At 69.9% G+C, this 19,146-nt stretch carries 13 protein-coding genes; 4 read left to right on the top strand and 9 right to left on the bottom strand.

The features are described 5' to 3' along the window. Positions 1–752: 752 nt before the first annotated feature. Genes CFP71_RS15475 through CFP71_RS15465 form a run of 3 tightly spaced genes read left to right on the top strand, consistent with a single transcriptional unit; the run spans position 753 to position 3,402 of the window. Positions 753–1,430 (top strand): response regulator transcription factor, encoded by a 678-nt coding sequence (locus CFP71_RS15475; protein ID WP_167406137.1) that lies wholly within the window; start codon positions 753–755, stop codon positions 1,428–1,430. Beyond that, positions 1,427–2,554, top strand: coding sequence for a sensor histidine kinase (locus CFP71_RS15470; RefSeq protein WP_093934547.1), 1,128 nt, complete (start codon positions 1,427–1,429; stop codon positions 2,552–2,554). The genes CFP71_RS15475 and CFP71_RS15470 overlap by 4 nt, the downstream gene beginning before the upstream one ends. A gap of 26 nt (positions 2,555–2,580) precedes the next feature. Next, entirely contained in the window at positions 2,581–3,402 is an 822-nt protein-coding gene (locus CFP71_RS15465; RefSeq protein ID WP_093934546.1) for an aldo/keto reductase, read from the top strand. Positions 3,403–3,452: 50 nt separating this feature from the next. Here CFP71_RS15465 and CFP71_RS15460 read toward each other — a convergent pair whose 3' ends face one another. The 3 genes from CFP71_RS15460 to CFP71_RS15450 form a co-directional block, all read right to left on the bottom strand. Next, positions 3,453–5,066, bottom strand: coding sequence for a CehA/McbA family metallohydrolase domain-containing protein (locus CFP71_RS15460; protein ID WP_208635964.1), 1,614 nt, complete (start codon positions 5,064–5,066; stop codon positions 3,453–3,455). A gap of 548 nt (positions 5,067–5,614) precedes the next feature. Continuing rightward, positions 5,615–7,726, bottom strand: coding sequence for a 3-hydroxyacyl-CoA dehydrogenase NAD-binding domain-containing protein (locus CFP71_RS15455; RefSeq protein ID WP_093934544.1), 2,112 nt, complete (start codon positions 7,724–7,726; stop codon positions 5,615–5,617). A 1-nt stretch (position 7,727) separates the two neighbouring features. Then, positions 7,728–8,960 (bottom strand): thiolase family protein, encoded by a 1,233-nt coding sequence (locus CFP71_RS15450; RefSeq protein ID WP_093934543.1) that lies wholly within the window; start codon positions 8,958–8,960, stop codon positions 7,728–7,730. Between the two features lie 212 nt (positions 8,961–9,172). On the opposite strand from CFP71_RS15450, the gene bla reads away from it, so the two are divergent. After that, a complete protein-coding gene (gene bla / locus CFP71_RS15445) occupies positions 9,173–10,042 on the top strand; it encodes a class A beta-lactamase (RefSeq protein WP_093934542.1) in 870 nt (289 codons plus the stop codon). A gap of 191 nt (positions 10,043–10,233) precedes the next feature. Here bla and CFP71_RS15440 read toward each other — a convergent pair whose 3' ends face one another. From CFP71_RS15440 to CFP71_RS15415, 6 genes are all read right to left on the bottom strand, one after another. Then, positions 10,234–10,821, bottom strand: a complete 588-nt coding sequence (locus CFP71_RS15440) for a D-alanyl-D-alanine carboxypeptidase family protein (RefSeq protein ID WP_093934541.1) — start codon at positions 10,819–10,821, stop codon at positions 10,234–10,236. A gap of 188 nt (positions 10,822–11,009) precedes the next feature. After that, positions 11,010–12,623: an allophanate hydrolase gene (locus CFP71_RS15435; protein ID WP_093934540.1), complete on the bottom strand. Its 1,614-nt coding sequence runs from the start codon at positions 12,621–12,623 to the stop codon at positions 11,010–11,012. Next, positions 12,620–16,195: an urea carboxylase gene (gene uca, locus CFP71_RS15430; protein WP_093934539.1), complete on the bottom strand. Its 3,576-nt coding sequence runs from the start codon at positions 16,193–16,195 to the stop codon at positions 12,620–12,622. Before uca ends, CFP71_RS15435 begins: the two co-directional genes overlap by 4 nt. Next, positions 16,192–16,803 (bottom strand): urea amidolyase associated protein UAAP2, encoded by a 612-nt coding sequence (locus CFP71_RS15425; protein ID WP_093934538.1) that lies wholly within the window; start codon positions 16,801–16,803, stop codon positions 16,192–16,194. The genes uca and CFP71_RS15425 overlap by 4 nt, the downstream gene beginning before the upstream one ends. After that, on the bottom strand, positions 16,800–17,633 hold the full coding sequence (locus CFP71_RS15420; protein WP_093934537.1) for an urea amidolyase associated protein UAAP1: 834 nt from the start codon (positions 17,631–17,633) through the stop codon (positions 16,800–16,802). The genes CFP71_RS15425 and CFP71_RS15420 overlap by 4 nt, the downstream gene beginning before the upstream one ends. Before the next feature lie 11 nt (positions 17,634–17,644). Further along, complete coding sequence (locus CFP71_RS15415; protein WP_093934536.1) at positions 17,645–19,111, bottom strand: amino acid permease; 1,467 nt, start codon at positions 19,109–19,111, stop codon at positions 17,645–17,647. Positions 19,112–19,146 lie beyond the last annotated feature (35 nt).

The raw sequence follows: 19,146 nt of genomic DNA, 5'->3' as shown, positions 1-19,146 counted from the left end.
CGTGGGCGCCGAAACCGTACGGCTCCGGGTCTACGACCACAACGCGAGAGCAAGGGACCTTTACTACCGCCACGGCTTCGCTGAGACCGGCGAACCCGAGATCCTCAGCTGGAGCTTGGGGGTCGTGAGTGGCGAGTGGCTTTGTAGCGGACTCGTATTTACCTACCCACTGGTGTGACTGGCGATCGAGTGGGAGGGATTGGGACGCTGAAGGTCTGGTGTGGTCGACGGGGGAGGATTCCGGCCGTTGAACGACCGGAATCCTCCGTTGGTCAAGCTCCGCAGCTGGGCGGCACCGAGCGACGATGCAGGAATTGGGACATTCAACGTCCCAATTCCTGCATCGTCGAGCCCGGCAACCGCGGAACCGCCACCCTCACGCAGGTCAGGCGCGGGCAGGTAAACGCTGATCCGCTCTATCGACACTTACCACTCACGACCCACTCGGCCGCCCGCTCTGCGGTCCCGCTTAACGTGCGAAGGGCGCGGGTCCGGTCTCGCGTCAGGCGGGGTTGCGAAAGCCACGTTCGCAACGTTGAAGGTTGCGAACGTGGCTTTCGCATCACGAGCACCCCGCCCCGGCGGTCCCGGCGGCATCGAGCCTCGCGAAAGCCACTTTCGGGACACGGGACGTCCTGAAAGCGGCTTTCGCGACACGGCGCAGTGCGTCACCTGAAGGTCCCGGCCGCTGGACTGTACCGACGCGATAGTCCGATCAGGTCACTCTCAGGAAGGTGTGGCAACGTAGGGTCGTGCGAATTCTGGTAGTCGAAGACGAAGAACCCCTCGCCGACGCGATCGCACGCGGCCTGCGGCGCGAGGGGATGGCGGTGGACATCGCGCTCACCGGTGACGACGGGCACGAGAAGGCCACCGTCACCCGGTACGACGTCGTGCTGCTCGACCGCGACCTCCCCGGCATGTCCGGTGACGACCTGTGCCGCGAGATCGTCGCGTCCGGCGAGCTGACCCGGGTGCTGATGCTCACCGCGAGCAGTTCCGTTTCGGACCGCGTGGACGGGCTTTCCCTCGGCGCCGACGACTATCTCGCCAAGCCGTTCGCCTTCCCCGAACTCGTCGCACGGGTACGCGCGCTGGGCCGTCGCGCGACCCCGGCCGCGCCGCCGCTGCTGACTTCGGGCGACGTCGAACTGGACCCGGCGCGGCGGACCGTCCGCCGCGCGAGCGGTCCGGTCGAGCTGACCCGCAAGGAGTTCGGCGTGCTGGAGGTGCTGCTGTCGGCCGCCGGTTCGGTGGTCAGCAGCGAGGAACTGCTCGAACGCGTGTGGGACGAGAACGCCGACCCGTTCACCACCACCGTCCGGGTCACCGTGATGACGTTGCGCAAGAAGCTCGGCGAGCCGGGGATCATCGAAACCGTCGTCGGCTCCGGCTACCGGGTGCCGGAGCAGGGGAACGCGCGGGGGTGAACCTGTCCGGTGCCCGCAGCCTGCGCGCGCGGGTCACGTTGCTCGCGACCGGGCTGGTGGCACTGGTCAGCGTCCTGTTGCTCTGGCTGACCTGGAACCTGGTCGGGGACGCCGTTTCCGCGGTTCCGCAGCTGCCGCCGGGCACCACGGTGCGGGTCGACGGTGTCGACGTCGACGCTTCCGCCGTCACCGAGCATCTGCGGGTGTACGCCCGGAACCGGGTGCTACTGTTCGGCGCGCTCGCGTTCTGTTTCGTCGTGCTGGCGGCGGGGATTCTCGCGTGGACGTTCACCGCGCGGGTGCTGCAGCCGCTGCGCGAGATCACCGGGACGGCGCGGCGGCTGTCGATCGAATCGATGGGCGAGCGGATCGGCGAGGTCCGCACCAAGGACGAACTCGCCGAGCTGGCCGAGACCTTCGACGACATGCTCGACAGGCTGCAAGCCGCGTTCGACGCGCAACGGCACTTCGTCGCGAACGCCAGTCACGAATTGCGGACGCCGCTCGCGGTCATCCGCACCGAACTCGACGTCACCCTGGCCGACGAGCAGGCCGACGAAGCCGAATTGCGGCGGATGGCGGCCGTGGTCCGCGACGCGACCGAACGGGCCGAGCGGCTGGTCGGTTCGCTGCTGCTGCTCGCGCGCACGGACGGCGCGGGACTGGTCGCCAGGGAGCCCGTCGACCTCGCGGTGATCGTCGCGAGCGCGTGGCGGGCGGCCCGGCCGGACGCGGAGAAACGCGGCCTCCGCGTCGAATTCGCGACCCCGGGGGCGCCGACGTTCGGCGATCCCGCGCTGCTGGAACGGATCGCGGGCAACCTGCTGGAGAACGCCGTGCGGCACAACGTCGACGGCGGCTGGCTGGACGTCGTCACGCAGGCCGGTCCACAGTGGTCGGTGCTGCGGGTGCGATCGTCCGGCGGGCTGCTCGACCCGGCGGCCGTCCCCGAACTGTTCGAACCGTTCCGCCGCGCCGGGGTCGCCAGGACCGCCCGCACCGGCGCCGGGCTGGGACTGTCGATCGTGCGGGCCGCCGTCCAGGCCCACGGCGGCACCGTGTCGGCGGAACCCGTTGTGGGCGGTGGTCTTTCGGTGACCGTCCACCTCCCCGCTCTGCCCTGACCCCTCGCCGGGGTTACCGTTCAAGGATGGTTCCCAGTATTCGGCTGAACAACGGAACGTCCCTGCCCCAGCTCGGGTTCGGGGTGTACAAGATCGGCGACGACGAGGTGGTCGGCGCGGTCCGCACCGCCATCGAGGCGGGCTACCGCGCCATCGACACGGCGACCCTGTACGCCAACGAACGCGGCGTCGGCGAGGCCGTCCGCTCCAGCGGGCTGCCGCGCGAGGAACTGTTCGTCACCACGAAACTGTGGAACACCGAGCACGGCTACGACTCGGCGTTGCGCGCCTTCGACACCAGCATGGGCGAACTCGGCCTCTCCTACGTCGACCTGTACCTGATCCACTGGCCGCTGCCGTCGCAGGACAAGTACGTGGAAACGTGGCGGGCGCTGGAGAAGATCGCCTCCGACGGCCGGGCGAAGGCCATCGGCGTGTCGAACTTCCAGATCCCGCATCTGGAGCGGCTGATCGAGGAGACCGGGACCGTACCCGCGGTGAACCAGATCGAGTGCCACCCGTGGCTGCAACAGCCGCTGCTGCGGGACTTCCACGACAAGCACGAGATCCTCACCGAGGCGTGGAGCCCCCTGGCGCGCGGCGGGGACCTGCTCGCCGACGAGAAGATCACCACGATCGCCGGGAAGCACGGCAAGACGCCGGCGCAGGTCGTGCTGCGCTGGCACATCGAGATGAACCACCTGGTGATCCCGAAGTCCGTCACTCCGGACCGGATCAAGGCGAACATGGACGTCTTTGACTTCGCGCTCGACGCGCACGACACCGCCGCGATCGCGACGCTGGAGCAGGGGAAGCGGCTGGGCCCGGACCCGGACAAGCTCTCGTGAGCCACTCCTCCACCGCATTTAGTCCTCTAAATGCGGTGGAGGAGTGGTACCTACCGCACGTCCACGAAGATCGGGTTCCCGTACAGCCACAGGTCTTCGAACGGGTTCGACTGCCCGATCACGTCGGCGCTCGGCTCGATCCCGCCGGGCACGTGCTTCTTGCCGTCCGTTCCGCGTGCCCGCACGAAGAACGGCTCGCGCACGTTGCGGAAGGTGTGCCGGAAGGCGACCCGCCTGCCCGGCGTCCACCGCGGTTCGAAGGAGCGCACCACCCGTGTACCCGGGGCGGTCTGCGTGTCACGGTCGGCGGCCGGGCCGGTCACCGGTCCGGACACGAGGTCGAGCCGCGCGAGCCGGGGGATCGTGCCGCCGCCGTTGGGCCGGGCCGCCAGTTTCGCCGAGACGACGATGGTGACGTCGTCCCCGCGCCGGACCCGGAGCCTGCCGCCCATCGTGGCCGAACTCCAGCCGCTGTACGCGCCGAATTCCAGCTCTTGCGCGAGCCCGCCGTGCACCGCCCAGACGCGTCCCGCGCGCAGGCCCTCCAGCACGCCTTCGTGGCTCCGGCGGGTCACGCCGACGACGGTCCGGCTGAACTCGGCGGGCGCGAAGTCCGCGTACGGGGGCAGATTCTGCGGGACGCCGGTGTCGATCGGGTCCGGGTACGCGCCGTGCTCGTCGTAGTACCCGTCGGGGACGCCGGGCCGGACGTGGGTGTCGCCGCGGTTGTAGTGCGAGTCGGAGTTACTGGTGATCCACCACGGCTTTCCTTCGGCCAGCAGCGAATCCCACAGCCCGCCGAGGGTCGCGGTGCTCCAGTCGAAACCGCCATAGGTGCGGTACGCCGACTCCGGGAAGCCCGGCCACGAGTTCGAGCCGGGGGAGTTGCCGTATCCGCCGCGCGCGCCACCGCCGCTCCCGAGCGGTTTCGGGAAGCCGTCGGCCTGCGCTCCCGGCGCGCCTTCCATGCCGATGACGATGCCCGGCGAGGCGTCGCGCAGCGCGCGGATCTCGTGTGGGGCGATCCGGCCGTTGCGCAGCGGATGGTTGATCACCACCACCGGCGCGTGGATCCGGCGCGCCCGCTCTTCGGCGGCCAGCCAGCGGATCGCCTTGACGGCCAGCGCCTCGTTGTCCGGCGTGCCGCCTTCGGTCCCGGTCAGCCGCCAGTCGAAGGCGCGCTCGAACTCGCGCAGCTTCGCGGCCTGGTTCGCACCCGCTTGGAAGAACAGGGTCGCGTGCTCGGCGCCCGGCACGTTCCACTCCATGCCTTGCCACAGCAGGAGATCGCGGTGTTCGCGCTGCGCGGCCCTGATCGCGGCGTTCGTCCGCTCCACCGACGATTTCTCGTGCGCGGCGTGGCCGTGATCGGTGATCACCGCCCAGTCCGCCCCGTGCCGCCGGGCACCGTCGGCGATTCCGTCCACTGTGTACATCGCGTCGTACGAGTACTGCGTGTGGATGTGGTGATCGCCCACCAGCCACTGGTAGCGATCCCGGCCGAAGAGCCACGAGAGATCGATGCCGAGATCGAGGTCGAGGTTCAGATCGAGGGCGTCCGCCGGCGCGGCGGCGGCGAGCGGCGCGCCCGCGGCCGCGGCGGAGACGAGGCCCGCGCGCTTGAGGAATCCGCGGCGGTCCACGCCCGGTTTTTCGCTGTTCACCGGCGGCACGCTAAAGAGCCTCGCTGAACGGGTGGTGTCCGGACGGCCAACGATCGGCGCTGTGTGATGATCGTCCCTGTGGAGGAAGACGTGCGCGAGCCGAGGGCGTCCAACTGGTTGCTCTGAGTGCTCGGAGCCGTCGCCGCAGGACACGGCGCCCGTTCCGCTGGGGAAGCAGGAACTCTGCGGGATCCGGCTGGTCCTCGCGGATCAGCCGGAGTCTCTGAAGCTGACGACGCCGGACGTGCTTCCCGCGGCGGTGCGTCTCCTGCCCGTCTCGGGAACCGACCCCGAAGTGTGGGCGAGCGCTGAAGACCCGGCTCCCCGGAGGATGGCAGGGGAGCCGGGCTGCCCGGCTAGAAGTCCCGGTTGGCGATCTTCTTCATCGGGTTTCCTCCCAGTTCTCTTCAGTTCTTCCCCAGTGCCTGGAAAACCAGGCGTAGGCCGAGTGTTCCCGAAATCGCAGCACGGCGCCACAAAACTCACGAAAAACGCAAAAGGCCACCGTCGGCGATCGAGGGATCGCCGACGGTGGCCTTCGCTCGGGCTCAGGAGAGCGGCACGCTCGCCACTCCCGGCGCCAGGAACGGCTTGCCGTTGACCTTCTCGGACACGCCCGCCCGGTCCAGGTACGGCGTGATGCCGCCCAGCCAGAACGGCCAGCCCGCGCCGAGGATCAGGCACAGGTCGATGTCCTGCGCCTCGGCGACCACGCCCTCGTCGAGCATGATCCGGATCTCCTCGGCGATCGCGGCCAGCGCGCGGTCACGCACCAGCTCGGACGTCGACGGCGAGTCGCCGCGCTGCCACAGTTCGTCCACCTCGGGATCGACGGTGGCGTTGCCTTGAGCGTCCCACTGCCAGACGCCCTTCTTGCCCGCCTTGACGAAGCGGTCGAGGTTCTCGCTGACGGTGAACCGGTCCGGGAACGTCCCGTGCAGGGTTTCCCCGACATGGAGGGCGATCGCCGGGCCGACCAGCTGCATCAGCGTCAGCGGGGTCATCGGCAGGCCCAGCGGTTCCAGCGCCTTGTCCGCGACCTCGAACGGCGTGCCCTCGTCGACGGTCACCAGCACCTCGCCGAGGAAGCGAAGCAGCAGCCGGTTGACCACGAACGCGGACGCGTCCTTGACCAGCACGCTCGACTTCTTGAGCTGCTTGCCGAGCGCGAACGCGGTGGCCAGCGCGGCGTCGTCGGTCTTCTCCGCACGGACGATCTCCAGCAGCGGCATCACCGCGACCGGGTTGAAGAAGTGGAACCCGACCACACGCTCCGGGTGCTTGAGTTCCGAAGCCATCGCGGTGATCGACAGCGACGAGGTGTTCGTCGCCAGGATCGCCTCGGGGGAGACGTACTGCTCCAGGTCGGCGAACACCTTCTGCTTGACGCCCAGCTCCTCGAACACCGCCTCGATCACGAAGTCGGCGTCGGCGAACGCGGCCTTGTCGAGCGAACCGGTGACGAGCGCCTTCAGCCGGTTCGCGCCGTCCGGCGAAACCCGCTTCTTGGCCAGCAGCTTGTCGATCTCACCGTGCACATAGGACACACCCTTGTCGACCCGTTCCTGGTCGACGTCCGTGAGCACCACGGGCACCTTGAGACGGCGCACGAACAGCAGCGCCATCTGGCTCGCCATCAGGCCCGCGCCGACGATGCCGACCTTGTTCACCTTGCGCGCCAGCGACTTGTCCGGCGCGCCGGCCGGGCGCTTGGCGCGCTTGTTGACCAGGTTGAACGAGTACAGCCCGGCACGCAGCGTGTCGTCCATGAGCAGTTCGGCGAGGCCGTCGGTCTCGGCCGCGTAGCCGCGGTCGAGGTCGTTATCACGGGCCAGCTCCAGCAGCTCGACGGCCTTGGTCGCGCCGGGGGACGCGCCCTTCGTCCGTCCGTCCACAATGGCCTTGGCGCGGCCGATCGCGGCGTCCCAGCCCGCGCCGCGGTCGATCTCGCGGCGGGCGGGGGTGATCTCGCCGTTGACGACCTTCGCCAGCCACAGCAGGGACTGTTCGAGGTAGTCGGCCGAACCGAAGACCTCGTCGACGATGCCGAGCTCGGCCGCCTGCGCGACCTTCAGCATCTTGTTCTGCGCCAGCGCGTTCTCGATGATCACGGTGACCGCGGCGTCCGGCCCGATCAGGTTCGGCAGCAGCTGAGTGCCGCCCCAGCCCGGGAACAGGCCGAGGAAGACCTCGGGGAACGCGATCGCGGCGGTGTTCTCCGAAAGCGTGCGGTAGTGGCAGGAGAGCGCGAGTTCGAGCCCGCCACCCATGACGGCGCCGTTGATGAACCCGAACGTCGGGATCTCGGTCTCGGTGAGGCGCCGGAACACGTCGTGCCCGGTCTGCGCGATCTCCCGCGCCAGTGCCGGATCCGCGACCGCTTCGACGCCGGAGAGGTCGGCGCCGACGGCGAAGATGAACGGCTTGCCGGTGACCGCGATCGCGGCGGGCTCGGCCGCGAACGCGGTGTCGATCGCGGCGTTCAGGCTCACCAGGCCCTGCGGGCCGAAGGTGTTCGGCCGGGTGTGGTCGTGGCCGTTGTCCAGGGTGATCAGCGCGACCGGCTTGTCGAGCCCGGGCACCTTCACCAGACGCGTGACCGCGTTCGTGACGACCTCGTCGGGGAAAGCGGCTTTCGCCTGCTCAGCGGTGAAAGTCATGCTACTTGGCCCCCTCGAACGCCGGGTTCTCCCAGATGACCGTGCCGCCCATGCCGATCCCGATGCACATGGTGGTCAGGCCGTAGCGCACGTCGGGACGCTCGGCGAACTGACGCGAAAGCTGCGTCATCAGCCGGACCCCGGAGGACGCGAGCGGGTGACCGCAGGCGATCGCGCCACCCCACTGGTTGACGCGGGGGTCGTCGTCGGCGATGCCGAAGTGGTCGAGGAACGCGAGCACCTGGACGGCGAACGCCTCGTTGATCTCGAACAGGCCGATGTCGTCGATCGACAGGCCGGTGCGCTTGAACAGCTTCTCGGTGGCGGGCACCGGGCCGATGCCCATGACCTCCGGCTCGACACCGGCGAAGGAGTAGCCCACCAGGCGCATGCCGATCGGCAGGCCGAGTTCGCGGGCGGTGTCCTCGTCGGCGAGCAGTGCCGCGGTGGCGCCGTCGTTGAGACCGGCCGCGTTGCCCGCGGTGATCCGGCCGTGCGGGCGGAACGGCGTCTTCAGCCCGGCGAGCTGCTCGACGGTGGTGCCGGGGCGCGGCGGCTCGTCCTCGGTCGCGAGACCCCAGCCGAGCTCCTTGGACCGGGTGGCGACCGGGACCAGCTCGGGACCGATCTTGCCGGTCTTCACGGCCTCGGCGTACTTCTCCTGGCTGCGCGCGGCGAAGGCGTCGGTGCGCTGCTTGGTGATCGCCGGGAACCGGTCGTGCAGGTTCTCCGCGGTCTGACCCATGACGAGCGCCGTCGGGTCGACCAGCTTGTCCGCGATGATGCGCGGGTTCGGGTCCACGCCTTCGCCCATCGGGTGGCGGCCCATGTGCTCGACGCCGCCGGCGATGGCGATGTCGTAGGCGCCGAAACCGATGCCGCTCGCGGTCGTGGTGACCGCGGTCATCGCGCCCGCGCACATCCGGTCCAGCGCGAACCCGGGCACCGACTTCGGCAGGCCCGCCAGCAGCGCGGCGGTGCGGCCGATGGTCAGGCCCTGGTCCCCGATCTGGGTGGTGGCGGCGATCGCCACCTCGTCGACGCGCTCCGGCGGCAGCTCCGGGTGCCGGCGCAGCAGTTCACGGATGGCGTTGACGACGAGGTCGTCGGCACGGGTGCCGGCGTACATGCCCTTTTCGCCTGCCTTGCCGAAGGGCGTTCGCACCCCTTCGACGAAGGCGACATTGCGTACCGACCGCGCGTTCGGCGCGAGCGGTGTTGCTCCTGCGGCCACGAATGCTCCTGAAGTAGAGGTAGTCCTGACCGCACCCTAGCGCCGGTTACCCGTCGGTAACCAGGATGGTGGCCCGGTCGAGTGGGGGAAGGCACACTCCCGTGTCCGTCCTCGGCCGCTTGGCCGATCCGGCAGGTGTGGAGAAGTTGCTATGTTCGAAGTGATCAGGGGGAGGGATCACGGTGACTGTCACCCGTCGTGCGCTGCTGGGGATGGCGGTCCTCGCGCCGCTGGCCGCCTGTACTCGCGGGACTCCGTCCGCGCCGTCGTCCGTCCCCGCGCCGCCACCACCACCCACCCGGCAGTATCACGACCGGTTGCTGGAGCTGGAGAAGAAGTTCGACGCGAGGCTCGGCGTGTACGCGCTCGACACCGGAGGCGGCGGCACGGTCGAGCACCGCGCGGACGAGCGGTTCGCGTTCTGCTCGACGTTCAAAGGGGTCGCGGCGGCCGCCGTCCTGCAGCGCAATCCGTTGTCCCATCTGGAAACCCGGGTCAGCTATTCCCGGGACGACCTGATGAAACACGCGCCGGTCACCGGACAGCACGTGGCCACCGGGATGACGATCCGCCAGCTGTGCGACGCCGCCATCCGGTTCAGCGACGGCACGGCGGGCAATCTGCTGCTGCGGGATCTGGGCGGCCCCGCCGAACTGACGGCGTTCACCCGCGGTCTTGGCGACACCGTCACGCGGATGGACCGGATCGAGCCGCTGATCACCGAAGCCACCCCCGGGGATCCACGCGACACGACGTCACCGCGGGCGTTCGGCACCGACTACGAGCGGATCCTGCTGGGCGACACGCTGGCGGGCGACAAACGCGACTTCCTCCGTGACCTGCTCCAGCGCAACGCCACCGGCGCCGACCGGATCCGCGCGGGCCTGCCGTCCGGCTGGACCATCGCCGACAAGACCGGGACGGGCGACTACGGGACGCTGAACGACATCGCCGTCGTGTGGCCGCCGGGCAAGCCGCCGATCGTCATGGCCGTCATGTCCAGCAAGGCGGCCAAAGACGCTCCGTACGACCAGGCGTTGCTTGCGGAGGCCGCGAAGTACGTGGTCGAAAAGCTGGGCTAGTCGCCGGTCGCGCGGCGAACTCGCGTGCGCGGAGCCGGATCTCGCGTGTCTGAAGGCGGATCTCGCGTGCTTGAAGCCGGAACTCACGTGGTCGGGCGAGTTCCGCCTTCAATCACGCGAGTTCCGGCTCCAGACACGCGAGTTACGGCTCCAATCACGTGAGTTACGGCTCCGAGCACGCGGGTCACGGGTTAGTTGCCGGTGGCGCTGGGGAGCAGGGCGGGGCAGCCCCCGGTGATCCAGGCCGGGTCGTACTCGAAGTGCCACTTCTCGTTGTCGTAGCGGCGGCACCAGCCGAGCGCGCCGCCGTTCTTGTCCACCCAGGAGGCCGAGTTCAGCGGCTGGATGTCGACGGCGATTCCCTTGACGTGCATGGAGGTCTCCGGCTGCAGCGCCCACTTCTTGGCCTGCTCCACCGAGCCGAATCGCTGGACGGCCTTGTCGAACTCCTGTTGCTGCTGGGCCCGGCTGCGCTTGCCGTCGTTCACGCACAGCGTGATGTTCTGGGCTTTGGCCTTGGCGAGCAGGGCCTTCCATGCCTCGACGACGTCTGGCCGCATACCGGAGGTCGCCTCGTCGACGTACCGTTTGTCGACGGCGCACGTCGGGCCGGTGTCGGGGCCTGGGACCTCTTCGAGGATCGCGAGCGGCTGCCCGCTCACCTGCTTGACGGCGACGCCGGTGGCGCTCAGCGCCACCATCGCGACCCCGGCGAGTCCCAGCGCGACGAACACGCTGATCACGGTCCGGCGGCTGGGGGTGGATGTGGTGGGCACCACTCCGAAGCTACCGCGCGCCTGGCGGGCCGCCAGGGTTTGTGACCTTCTTCCCAGAATGCCCCGGTATGCCAACCAAACCGGAAACGCCCTGGTCCAGGTGGTCTGGCCTGAAGTACATGAAGGCCCCCTTCCTTGCGGTAGGCGCAAGGAAGGGGGCCTTCATGTACTTCAGGCGGGCGAGGCGCGACTCAGCGGCTCAGGTACCCGAGCCACCCGCCGTACCGTGTGATGTCCTCCGCACCCTCCACCGCCAAGGGTTCGCAGACGAACCCGGACACTTCGCTCCCGTCGGCCAGCCGCACCTTCCCGATCGCCAGCGGCGCGGGAACCCCCGCCACGAACTCGCCGAACCCGGCGTAAGGCAGGTCCCACACTTCGGCGGCGATCGCGGAGCCGCCCGAGGCGACCCGGACGAGGCCGGGCTTAGGCGGCACGGTGTCCAGCGCGTAGAACCGGTACTCGGCCGCCGTCGGACCCGCGGAAACGAACCGGCCTCCGCGGGACGTCAGTTCGTGGTTCAGCGGTTGCCCGCGCAGATGCGCGCCGACGACGGCGATCCGCGTCCGCCGCGGCACCAGGCGGGCGACGTCGGCGAGGATCCGGTCGGCGTTCGCGGCGCCGACCAGCATCACCCCGAACGGCAGCCCGCCGACCGTCCCGGCGGGCACGGCCAGCGAGGACAGGCCCAGCAGGTTCGTCGAGTTGGTGAACCGGCCCAGCCGGGCGTTCACGCCCAGCGGGTCGGCTTCGACCTCGGCGATCGTCGGGTGTTCCGTCGTCGTGGGCAGCAGCAGGCAGTCCACAGTGGACAACACTGCCGACGCCTCCCGCGAAAGACCGTCGAGCGTCGCGAGGTCGCTGAACACCCGATGCGCCGGTATGTCCTTCGCCCCACTGATGATCCGCCGCACCGCCGGATCGACGGCGTCCGGATGGGCGTCGACGAACTCGCCGACCGCCGCATACCGCTCGGCCACGAAGGCGCCCTCGTACAGCAGGCGCGCCGCGGCCACGAACGCCGATATGTCGACAGTGACCAGCTCCGCGCCCGCCTCGCCGAACGACTCGGTCGCGGCGGTGAACGCCTCGGCCCACCCGTCCTGGAGAGGGCCCACCTCGGAAGGCACACCGATCCGGAAAGGACGGTGCACGACCGGAAGGTCCCGGGGCTCGCTCAGGCAGGCGAACGCGGCCGTCGCTTCGTCGACCGTCCGCGCGAACACGGTCACACAGTCGATGCTCGCGCACGCGGGGACGACACCGGTCGTCGGCAGCAGCCCCCGCGTCGGCTTCAGCCCGACGATCCCGTTGAACGCCGCCGGGACCCGGCCCGACCCCGCGGTGTCGGTGCCCAGCGCGAGATCCGCGATCCCGAGCGCCACCGCGACCGCCGACCCCGAACTCGACCCGCCCGACACGTACGCCGGATCGATCGCGTTCCGGACCGCGCCGTGCGGACTGCGCGTGCCGACCAGCCCGGTCGCGAACTGGTCCAGATTGGTCGTGCCCAGGATCAGCGCCCCGGCCGCGCGCAGCCTCGCCACTACCGGCGCGTCCTCGGCCGGCTGGTACGCGTACTCGGGGCAGGCCGCCGTCGTCGGCAGCCCGGCGACGTCGATGTTGCCCTTGACCGCGGCGAGCTTCCCGTACAGCGGCAAGGATTCCCCGGCATCGCGGCGGGCTTCCAGCTTCTCCGCGTCGGCGAGCACGTCCGCCTCGGGCCGCAGGTCGATCCAGATCTCGGGCCGGTCGACCCGCGCGATCCGGTGGTACGCGGCGCGCACCCGCTCCGTCACGCTCATCCCGCGCTCCTTCCCAGAACCACCAGCGGGGTGCCGGGGGCGACCTGATCGCCGGGGGAGACGAGCACTTCGACGACCTCCCCGGCGGCGGGCGCGGGGATCCGCGCCTCGGTCTTCATCGCTTCGAGGATCACCAGCGTCTCCGCCGCGCCGACCTGCTTGCCGGGTTCGACGTCCACCCGCCACACGGTCGCGGCGAACGGCGCCTCGACGACGTGCCCGCCGGGCGGGGCCTCGACCTTCGTGGTCGGGACCTTCGCGCCGGCCGGTTCGGGGCGAGGGTCGAACTCGCCCGCCGCCGCCCAGGCCTGCCGCTCCGCCTCGAACGCCGAGCTCTGCTTCTCCCGGAACGCGGCGATGTCGGCGGCGTTGTCGGCCAGGAACCGTTCGTGGTCGGCCAGCGCGAACTCACCGTCGGTGATGTCGAGTTCCAATTCCCCAGCCGAGCTCTGGGCCCGCAGGTCCAGCAGCTCCTCGGCGGTCACCGGGTACCACGAGATCCGGTCGAAGAACCGCAGCAGCCACGGCGAACCCGGTTCGAAGGATCCGCGTTGCCGCCAGCCGCTCCACACCTGCACGGTCCGCCCGACGAACTGGTATCCGCCGGGACCTTCCATCCCGTAGATACACAGGTACGAACCACCGATGCCGACCGAGTTCTCCGCCGTCCACGTGCGCGCCGGGTTGTACTTCGTGGTGACCAGCCGGTGCCGCGGGTCCAGCGGCGTGGCCACCGGCGCGCCGAGGTAGACGTCGCCGAGCCCGAGCACCAGGTACTCCGCGTCGAACACCGTGCGGTAGACGTCATCCACACTGGACAGACCGTTCACGCGCCGGATGAACTCGATGTTCCACGGGCACCACGGCGCGTCGTCGCGCACCCCCGCCATGTACCGCTCGATAGCCTCGCGCGTCGCCGGGTCGTCCCAGGACAACGGCATCCGCACGGTCCGGCTCGGCACCACCAGGTCGCCGGTGCGCGGCAGATCGTGCTCCACCTCCTGCACGAGCCCGAGCAGTTTCGGGACCGGCAGGACGTCCGGGTCGACGTGGACCTGCAGCGAGCGGATGCCCGGCGTCAGGTCGACGACGCCACCGACACCACCGAGGCCCTCCGTGCTCAGCCTGTCGGCCAGCGCGTGGACCCGCATCCGCAGGGCCAGGTCGAGTTTCATCGGCCCGTACTCGATCAGCAGGTTGTCGTCACCGCTGCGCCGGTAGGTGACCTCGGGGTTCTCCTCCGAGGTGGACAGACGGCCGAGGATGCCGCCGTCGTCGATCGGCTTCCGGGTCGCCTTGACCGCCGCGCTCGGAGAGACGCGCAGGGACCCGGCGTGCTCGGTGGTGATCGGCACGAACCGCACGGTGTCACCCGGCCGCAGCTGCCCGAGCTTCCAGCGCTGCCCGGTGACCACTGTCGCCGGGCACACGAACCCGCCGAGGCTCGGCCCGTCCGGGCCCAGCAGGATCGGCAGGTCGCCGGTGTAGTCCACGGCGCCGATCGCGTACGGCGTGTCGTGGATGTTCGACGGGTGCAGCCCCGCCTCACCGCCGTCTTCCCGTGCCCAGCGTGGCCGGGGCCCGACGAGCCGGACGCCGGTCCGCGCGGAGTTGAAGTGCACCTCCCAGCCGGTCGCGTAGAAGGTTTCGACGTCGTCCGGGGTGAAGAACTCCGGGGCCGCGTGCGGTCCCTCGGACGCGCCGATCTCCCAGTGCGTCGTGAACACCGGTCGATCGGCTTGGGGAACCGGGCCCGCGACGGCGTTCTCCGGAACCGGTCCGGGAGAAAGGACGTCGCCGGTCGCCAGCGCGCGTCCGCCGTGCCCGCCGAAGCCGCCGAGCGTGAACGTCGCCGCGCTGCCGAGGAAGTCCGGCACGTCGATCCCGCCGCGGACGAGGACGTACGCGCGGAGCCCGGCGGTGCCGGTACCCACGTCGAGCACGCTCCCGGCGGGGACTTCGACTGGCGTCCACTGTGGAACGTCGTGGCCGTCGACGGTGACCGGAGACGGCGATCCCGTGACGCAAACGATTGCGTCGTCGGTGAACCGCAGCGAGACACCGTCCACAGTGCACTCCAGGCCCGGCGCGCCCTCGGGGTTGCCCAGTGCGCGGTTGCCCAGGCGCAGCGACAGATCGTCCATCGGCCCGTTCGGCGGGACACCCACGTGCCAGAACCCCAGCCGTCCAGGCCAGTCCTGGACGGTGGTCATCGTGCCGCCCCGCAGGACCTCGATCCGCGGCTCGGGATCGGTGATCTCGTCGAGCGTCGCGGTGTCGTGCGTGACGTCGTGCAGCCGCCGATCCGCGGCGACCGCGCGCAGCTGCCCGAGGTTCGTGCGCACCCCGTCCACCCGGCTTTCGCCGAGCGCGGCACCCATCGCGGTCAGGGCTTCGGCGCGGTCCGCGCCGACGGTGATCACCTTGGCGAGCAGGGGGTCGTAGTGCGTCGTCACCTTCGCACCGGCTTCGACCCAGGTGTCGACCCGGACACCTTCCGGGAAGTCGGCGCGGGTCAGCAGCCCCGCGCTCGGCCGGTGCCCGGCGGCCGGATCCTCGGCGTAGACGCGTGCTTCGACGGCGTGCCCGCGCGGTTCCGGCGTGGTGGTGAACATCCCGGTGTCGCCGTCGGCGAGCCGGAGCATCCACGCGACGAGGTCGATGCGATAGACCGCCTCGGTGACCGGATGCTCGACCTGGAGCCTCGTGTTGACTTCGAGGAACGCGGCCTCCTCGCGAACCGGGTCGTAGATGAACTCGACCGTCCCGGCCGACCGGTAGCGCACCGAGGCGCAGAGGTCGACGGCGGCCGAGACCAGTTTCTCGCGCACCGCTTCGGGAAGGCCCGGGGCGGGGCACTCTTCGAGCACCTTCTGGTTGCGCCGCTGCAGCGTGCAGTCCCGCGTGCCCAGCGCCAGCACCTCACCCGCGCCGTCGCCGAACACCTGGACCTCGACGTGCCGCGCGTGGGTCACGAGCCGTTCGAGGAACAGCCCCGAGGTCGAGAAGCTCTTGGCGGCGATGCTCTGCACCGCGTCCCAGGCGTCGCGCAACTCGATGACATCGGCGCAGGCGCGCATGCCGATCCCGCCGCCACCGCCGGTGGCCTTGAGCATCACCGGGTAGCCGATCCCGGCGGCCGCCGTCTCGGCGTCGGCGAGGGTGTCCAGCAGCCCGGTGCCCGGCAGCAGCGGGACACCGGCCTCGACGGCCTTCTCCCGCGCGGTGTGCTTGCTGCCGAAGACTTCGAGATGGTCCGCGGTGGGGCCGGCGAACCGGATCCCCGCCGCTTCCGCCGCCCTGGCGAACGCGGCGTCCTCGGACAGGAAGCCGTAGCCGGGATGGATCGTGTCCGCCCCGGTCTTCAACGCGGCTTCGATGATGGCGTCGGCGAGGAGGTAGCTCTCCCTCGCCGGCGCCGGACCGAGCCGGACGGCTTCGTCGGCAAGCCGTACGTGCGCGGCCGTACGGTCGGCGTCGGAATGGACGGCGACCGTCGGAATGCCCATCTCCCTTGCGGTGCGGATGATCCGGACCGCGATTTCCCCCCGGTTGGCGACGAGCAGTTTCACGCGTCACCGCCGGTGACGACCATGCGGACGGCGGTCGGGTCGAAGCCGTTGCACGGGTTGTTGATCTGCGGGCAGTTCGACACCAGCACGAGCACGTCGGTCTCGGCGCGCAGCTTGACCTCCATGCCGGGCGCGGAGATGCCGTCGACGATGCCGAGCGTGCCGTCCTGTTCGACCGGCACGTTCATGTACCAGTTGACGTTGCTCACCAGGTCCCGTTTGCCGAGACCCCATTTCGCGCCCTCGGTCAGGAAGTTCTCGACGCAGGCGTGCTGGTACCGGGTGTGCTGGCCGTAGCGGAGGCTGTTGGACTCCTTGCTGCAGGCGCCGCCGATCGTGTCGTGCCGCCCGCAGGTGTCCGCGACGACGGTCAGCAGTGGGTCGCCCTCGCCGGTGCGCAGCACGCTGCCGGTGGTGAGGAAGATGTTGCGCTGGGCCGAGATCGTGGCCGCCGCGCTGTACCTCTTCGCCGTGTCGGCCGCGTCGTAGCAGAGGAAGTCGACGGCCTGGTTGCCGCCGAGGTCGATGATCGCGAGTGTCTCGCCCTTGCGCAGCACCGTGGAGTACGGCGCCCGGGCGGCGACCTCGGTGTCGGAAATGACCGTCATGCGATCCCCCTGGCGGTGAGGTAGTCGGCGGTGTTCTCGAAGGCGCGCTGCGCCTCGGGTGACGCTGTCCATTCAGGACTGTCCGGAGTGGACGGCGTGCTCCGCTGGGCGAAGACGCGCAGCGGGGTGACCGTGTAGTCCGGGCGCGGGTCGAGCGGATGCGCCACGTTGGCGATCAGGACGACGACCGGGAGTTCGGTGCGCAGGACGACGGACTTGCCCGGCCCGGCCGAACCGGTGAACGTCAGCCCGCCGTCGGTCTCGACATGGACGCCCTGGAAGAAGGACAGGCTCGGCGGGAGATCGCGAGGGGTGAGCCCGTTCTTGGCCGCGGCGAGCGTGAACAACGCGTTCCCCGACGGCGAGTCGCCCTGAGGGCTCCCGTCGCCGTAGCGCTCGACGTTGCCGTCCACAGTGGACGTTCCGCAGAGGGTGTCGTGCTTGCCGCTTTCGTCGGTGACGACGGTCGCGAGGACGCGAGCCTGATCCGAAAGCAGTGCGATCGCTTCGCCGAGATAGGCGTTCCACTGGACCTTCACCGTGTCCGCGACGTTGAGCCGCTCCCACGGCTGATCGGCGTTGAACAGCAGCAGATGCGCGCAGGCGTCGCCCTCGACGTCGGTCAGCCGCAGTTCGGTGCCGCGGGCGAGGACCTTGTGGGTGTAGCCGCCTCCGGCGACGGTCTCGGCCCAGACCAGCTTCGCCGGGTCGATCCCGGACGGCGGATCCGGCCAGGTGGACGCGGGGATGGCGGGCATCGCCTCGGTCACCGTGCCCGCTTGGGCGCGGGCGTGGTCGCGAGCGCCGTACGTGGTCGATGTCGTGCTCATGGAACCTTCCTTCAGGTCGCGGGGACGGGAACCGTGGTGAGCGCGGAGCGGCGGCGCCAGCAGAGATAGCCGGTGAGCAGCGCGGCGCCGACGAACTCGATCGGGAACAACAGGACCCAGACGGAACCGGTACCCGCCAGGTCGTAGATGTCGGCTCGTGGCCAGGCGATGTTGACGATCATCATCGCGCCGTACCCTACTGCCGCCACGTTGACCGGAATAGCCCATCGCCCCAGGGAGAAATGGCCCGGTTCGGCGCTGAAACGGCCTTGGCGACGCCGGATCAGCAGCGGTCCGGTCACCAGCAGATAGGCGAGGTAGACCACGACCACCGACGTGCCGGTGATGGTGCTGAAAATGGTCGGATTGCCGAGATTGAGCAGCAGCAACCCGATCGCGAGCAGTCCGGACAGCACGGCGGGCGCGATCGGCGTGCCGGTGCGGGCGTTGACCGCGGAAAGGCGTTTGGCGCCGGGAAGCGCGCCGTCGCGGGCCATCGCGTAGAACAACCGGACGGTGCCGGTCTGGATGGTCAGCGTGCAGACGACGACCGCGATCGCGACGTCGGCGAGGAACACCCGGCCCAGCGTGTCACCGAAGACGGCCGTGATGACGTACGGCAGGCCTTTCCCGGCCAGCTGCCCGTCGGTCAGGCTCGGGGCCGCCATCAGAGCGGTGATGACGACGGCGAGCCCGCCGATCCCGGAGATCAGCAGCGCGCGGAGCACGGCGCGGGGTGCGGTGCGGCGCGCGTTCTTGGTCTCCTCGGCGACCGACGCCGCGGTGTCGAAGCCGTACAGGACGTACGCGGCCATCAGCGCCGAAGCGAGAACGCCACCGACGCCCGGGCTTTCGCCCGCGGGCTGGAGCACGACCTGCGGACCGTGGACCGCGAACATCGCGAGACCGATGATCAGCACGAGGACGCCGACGAGTTCGGCCGCGACCCCGACGTCGTTGATCCGCGCCATGAGCCGCACGCCGCCCGCGTTGATCGCGGTGGTGACGACGATCAGCAGGGTGCCGAGCAGGACGGCGTTGCTGGCGCCGGTCGGCGACGTGATCGCCGGATCACCGCCGACGAGCTGGAAGCCGCTCCAGACCGACGGGAGGACGACCTGCAGCGCGATCGCCGCGCCCGCCAGCGCGACGACGCAGCCCACCAGCATCATCCAGCCGGCGAGCCACCCCGCGAATCCGGGGGAGAGGTGTTTCGCCCACTGGTAAACCGATCCTGCCAGCGGAAATCGGGCGGCGAGTTCGGCGAAGTTGAGCGCGACGAGCAATTGCCCGGCGATCACCAGCGGCCATGTCCAGAAGAAGAGGGTGTCACCGAACGAATAGCCGAAGGCGAACAGCTGAAAGACCGTGGTCAGGATGGAAACGAAGGAGAAACCGGCGGCGAAGGCGGAGAAACCGCCCAGCGTCCGGCGCAGTTCTTGACGGTACCCGAAGGCGGAAAGGTCTTCGGAGGGCATTTAGGAGGCTCCTGTCTGGAGGGCCGAATTTCGAT

The organism is Amycolatopsis thailandensis, from assembly GCF_002234405.1.
Classification (GTDB): Bacteria; Actinomycetota; Actinomycetes; order Mycobacteriales; family Pseudonocardiaceae; genus Amycolatopsis; species Amycolatopsis thailandensis.
Note: the sequence above shows the minus strand (reverse complement) of the source record. Positions and strands in the feature narration are given on the sequence as shown.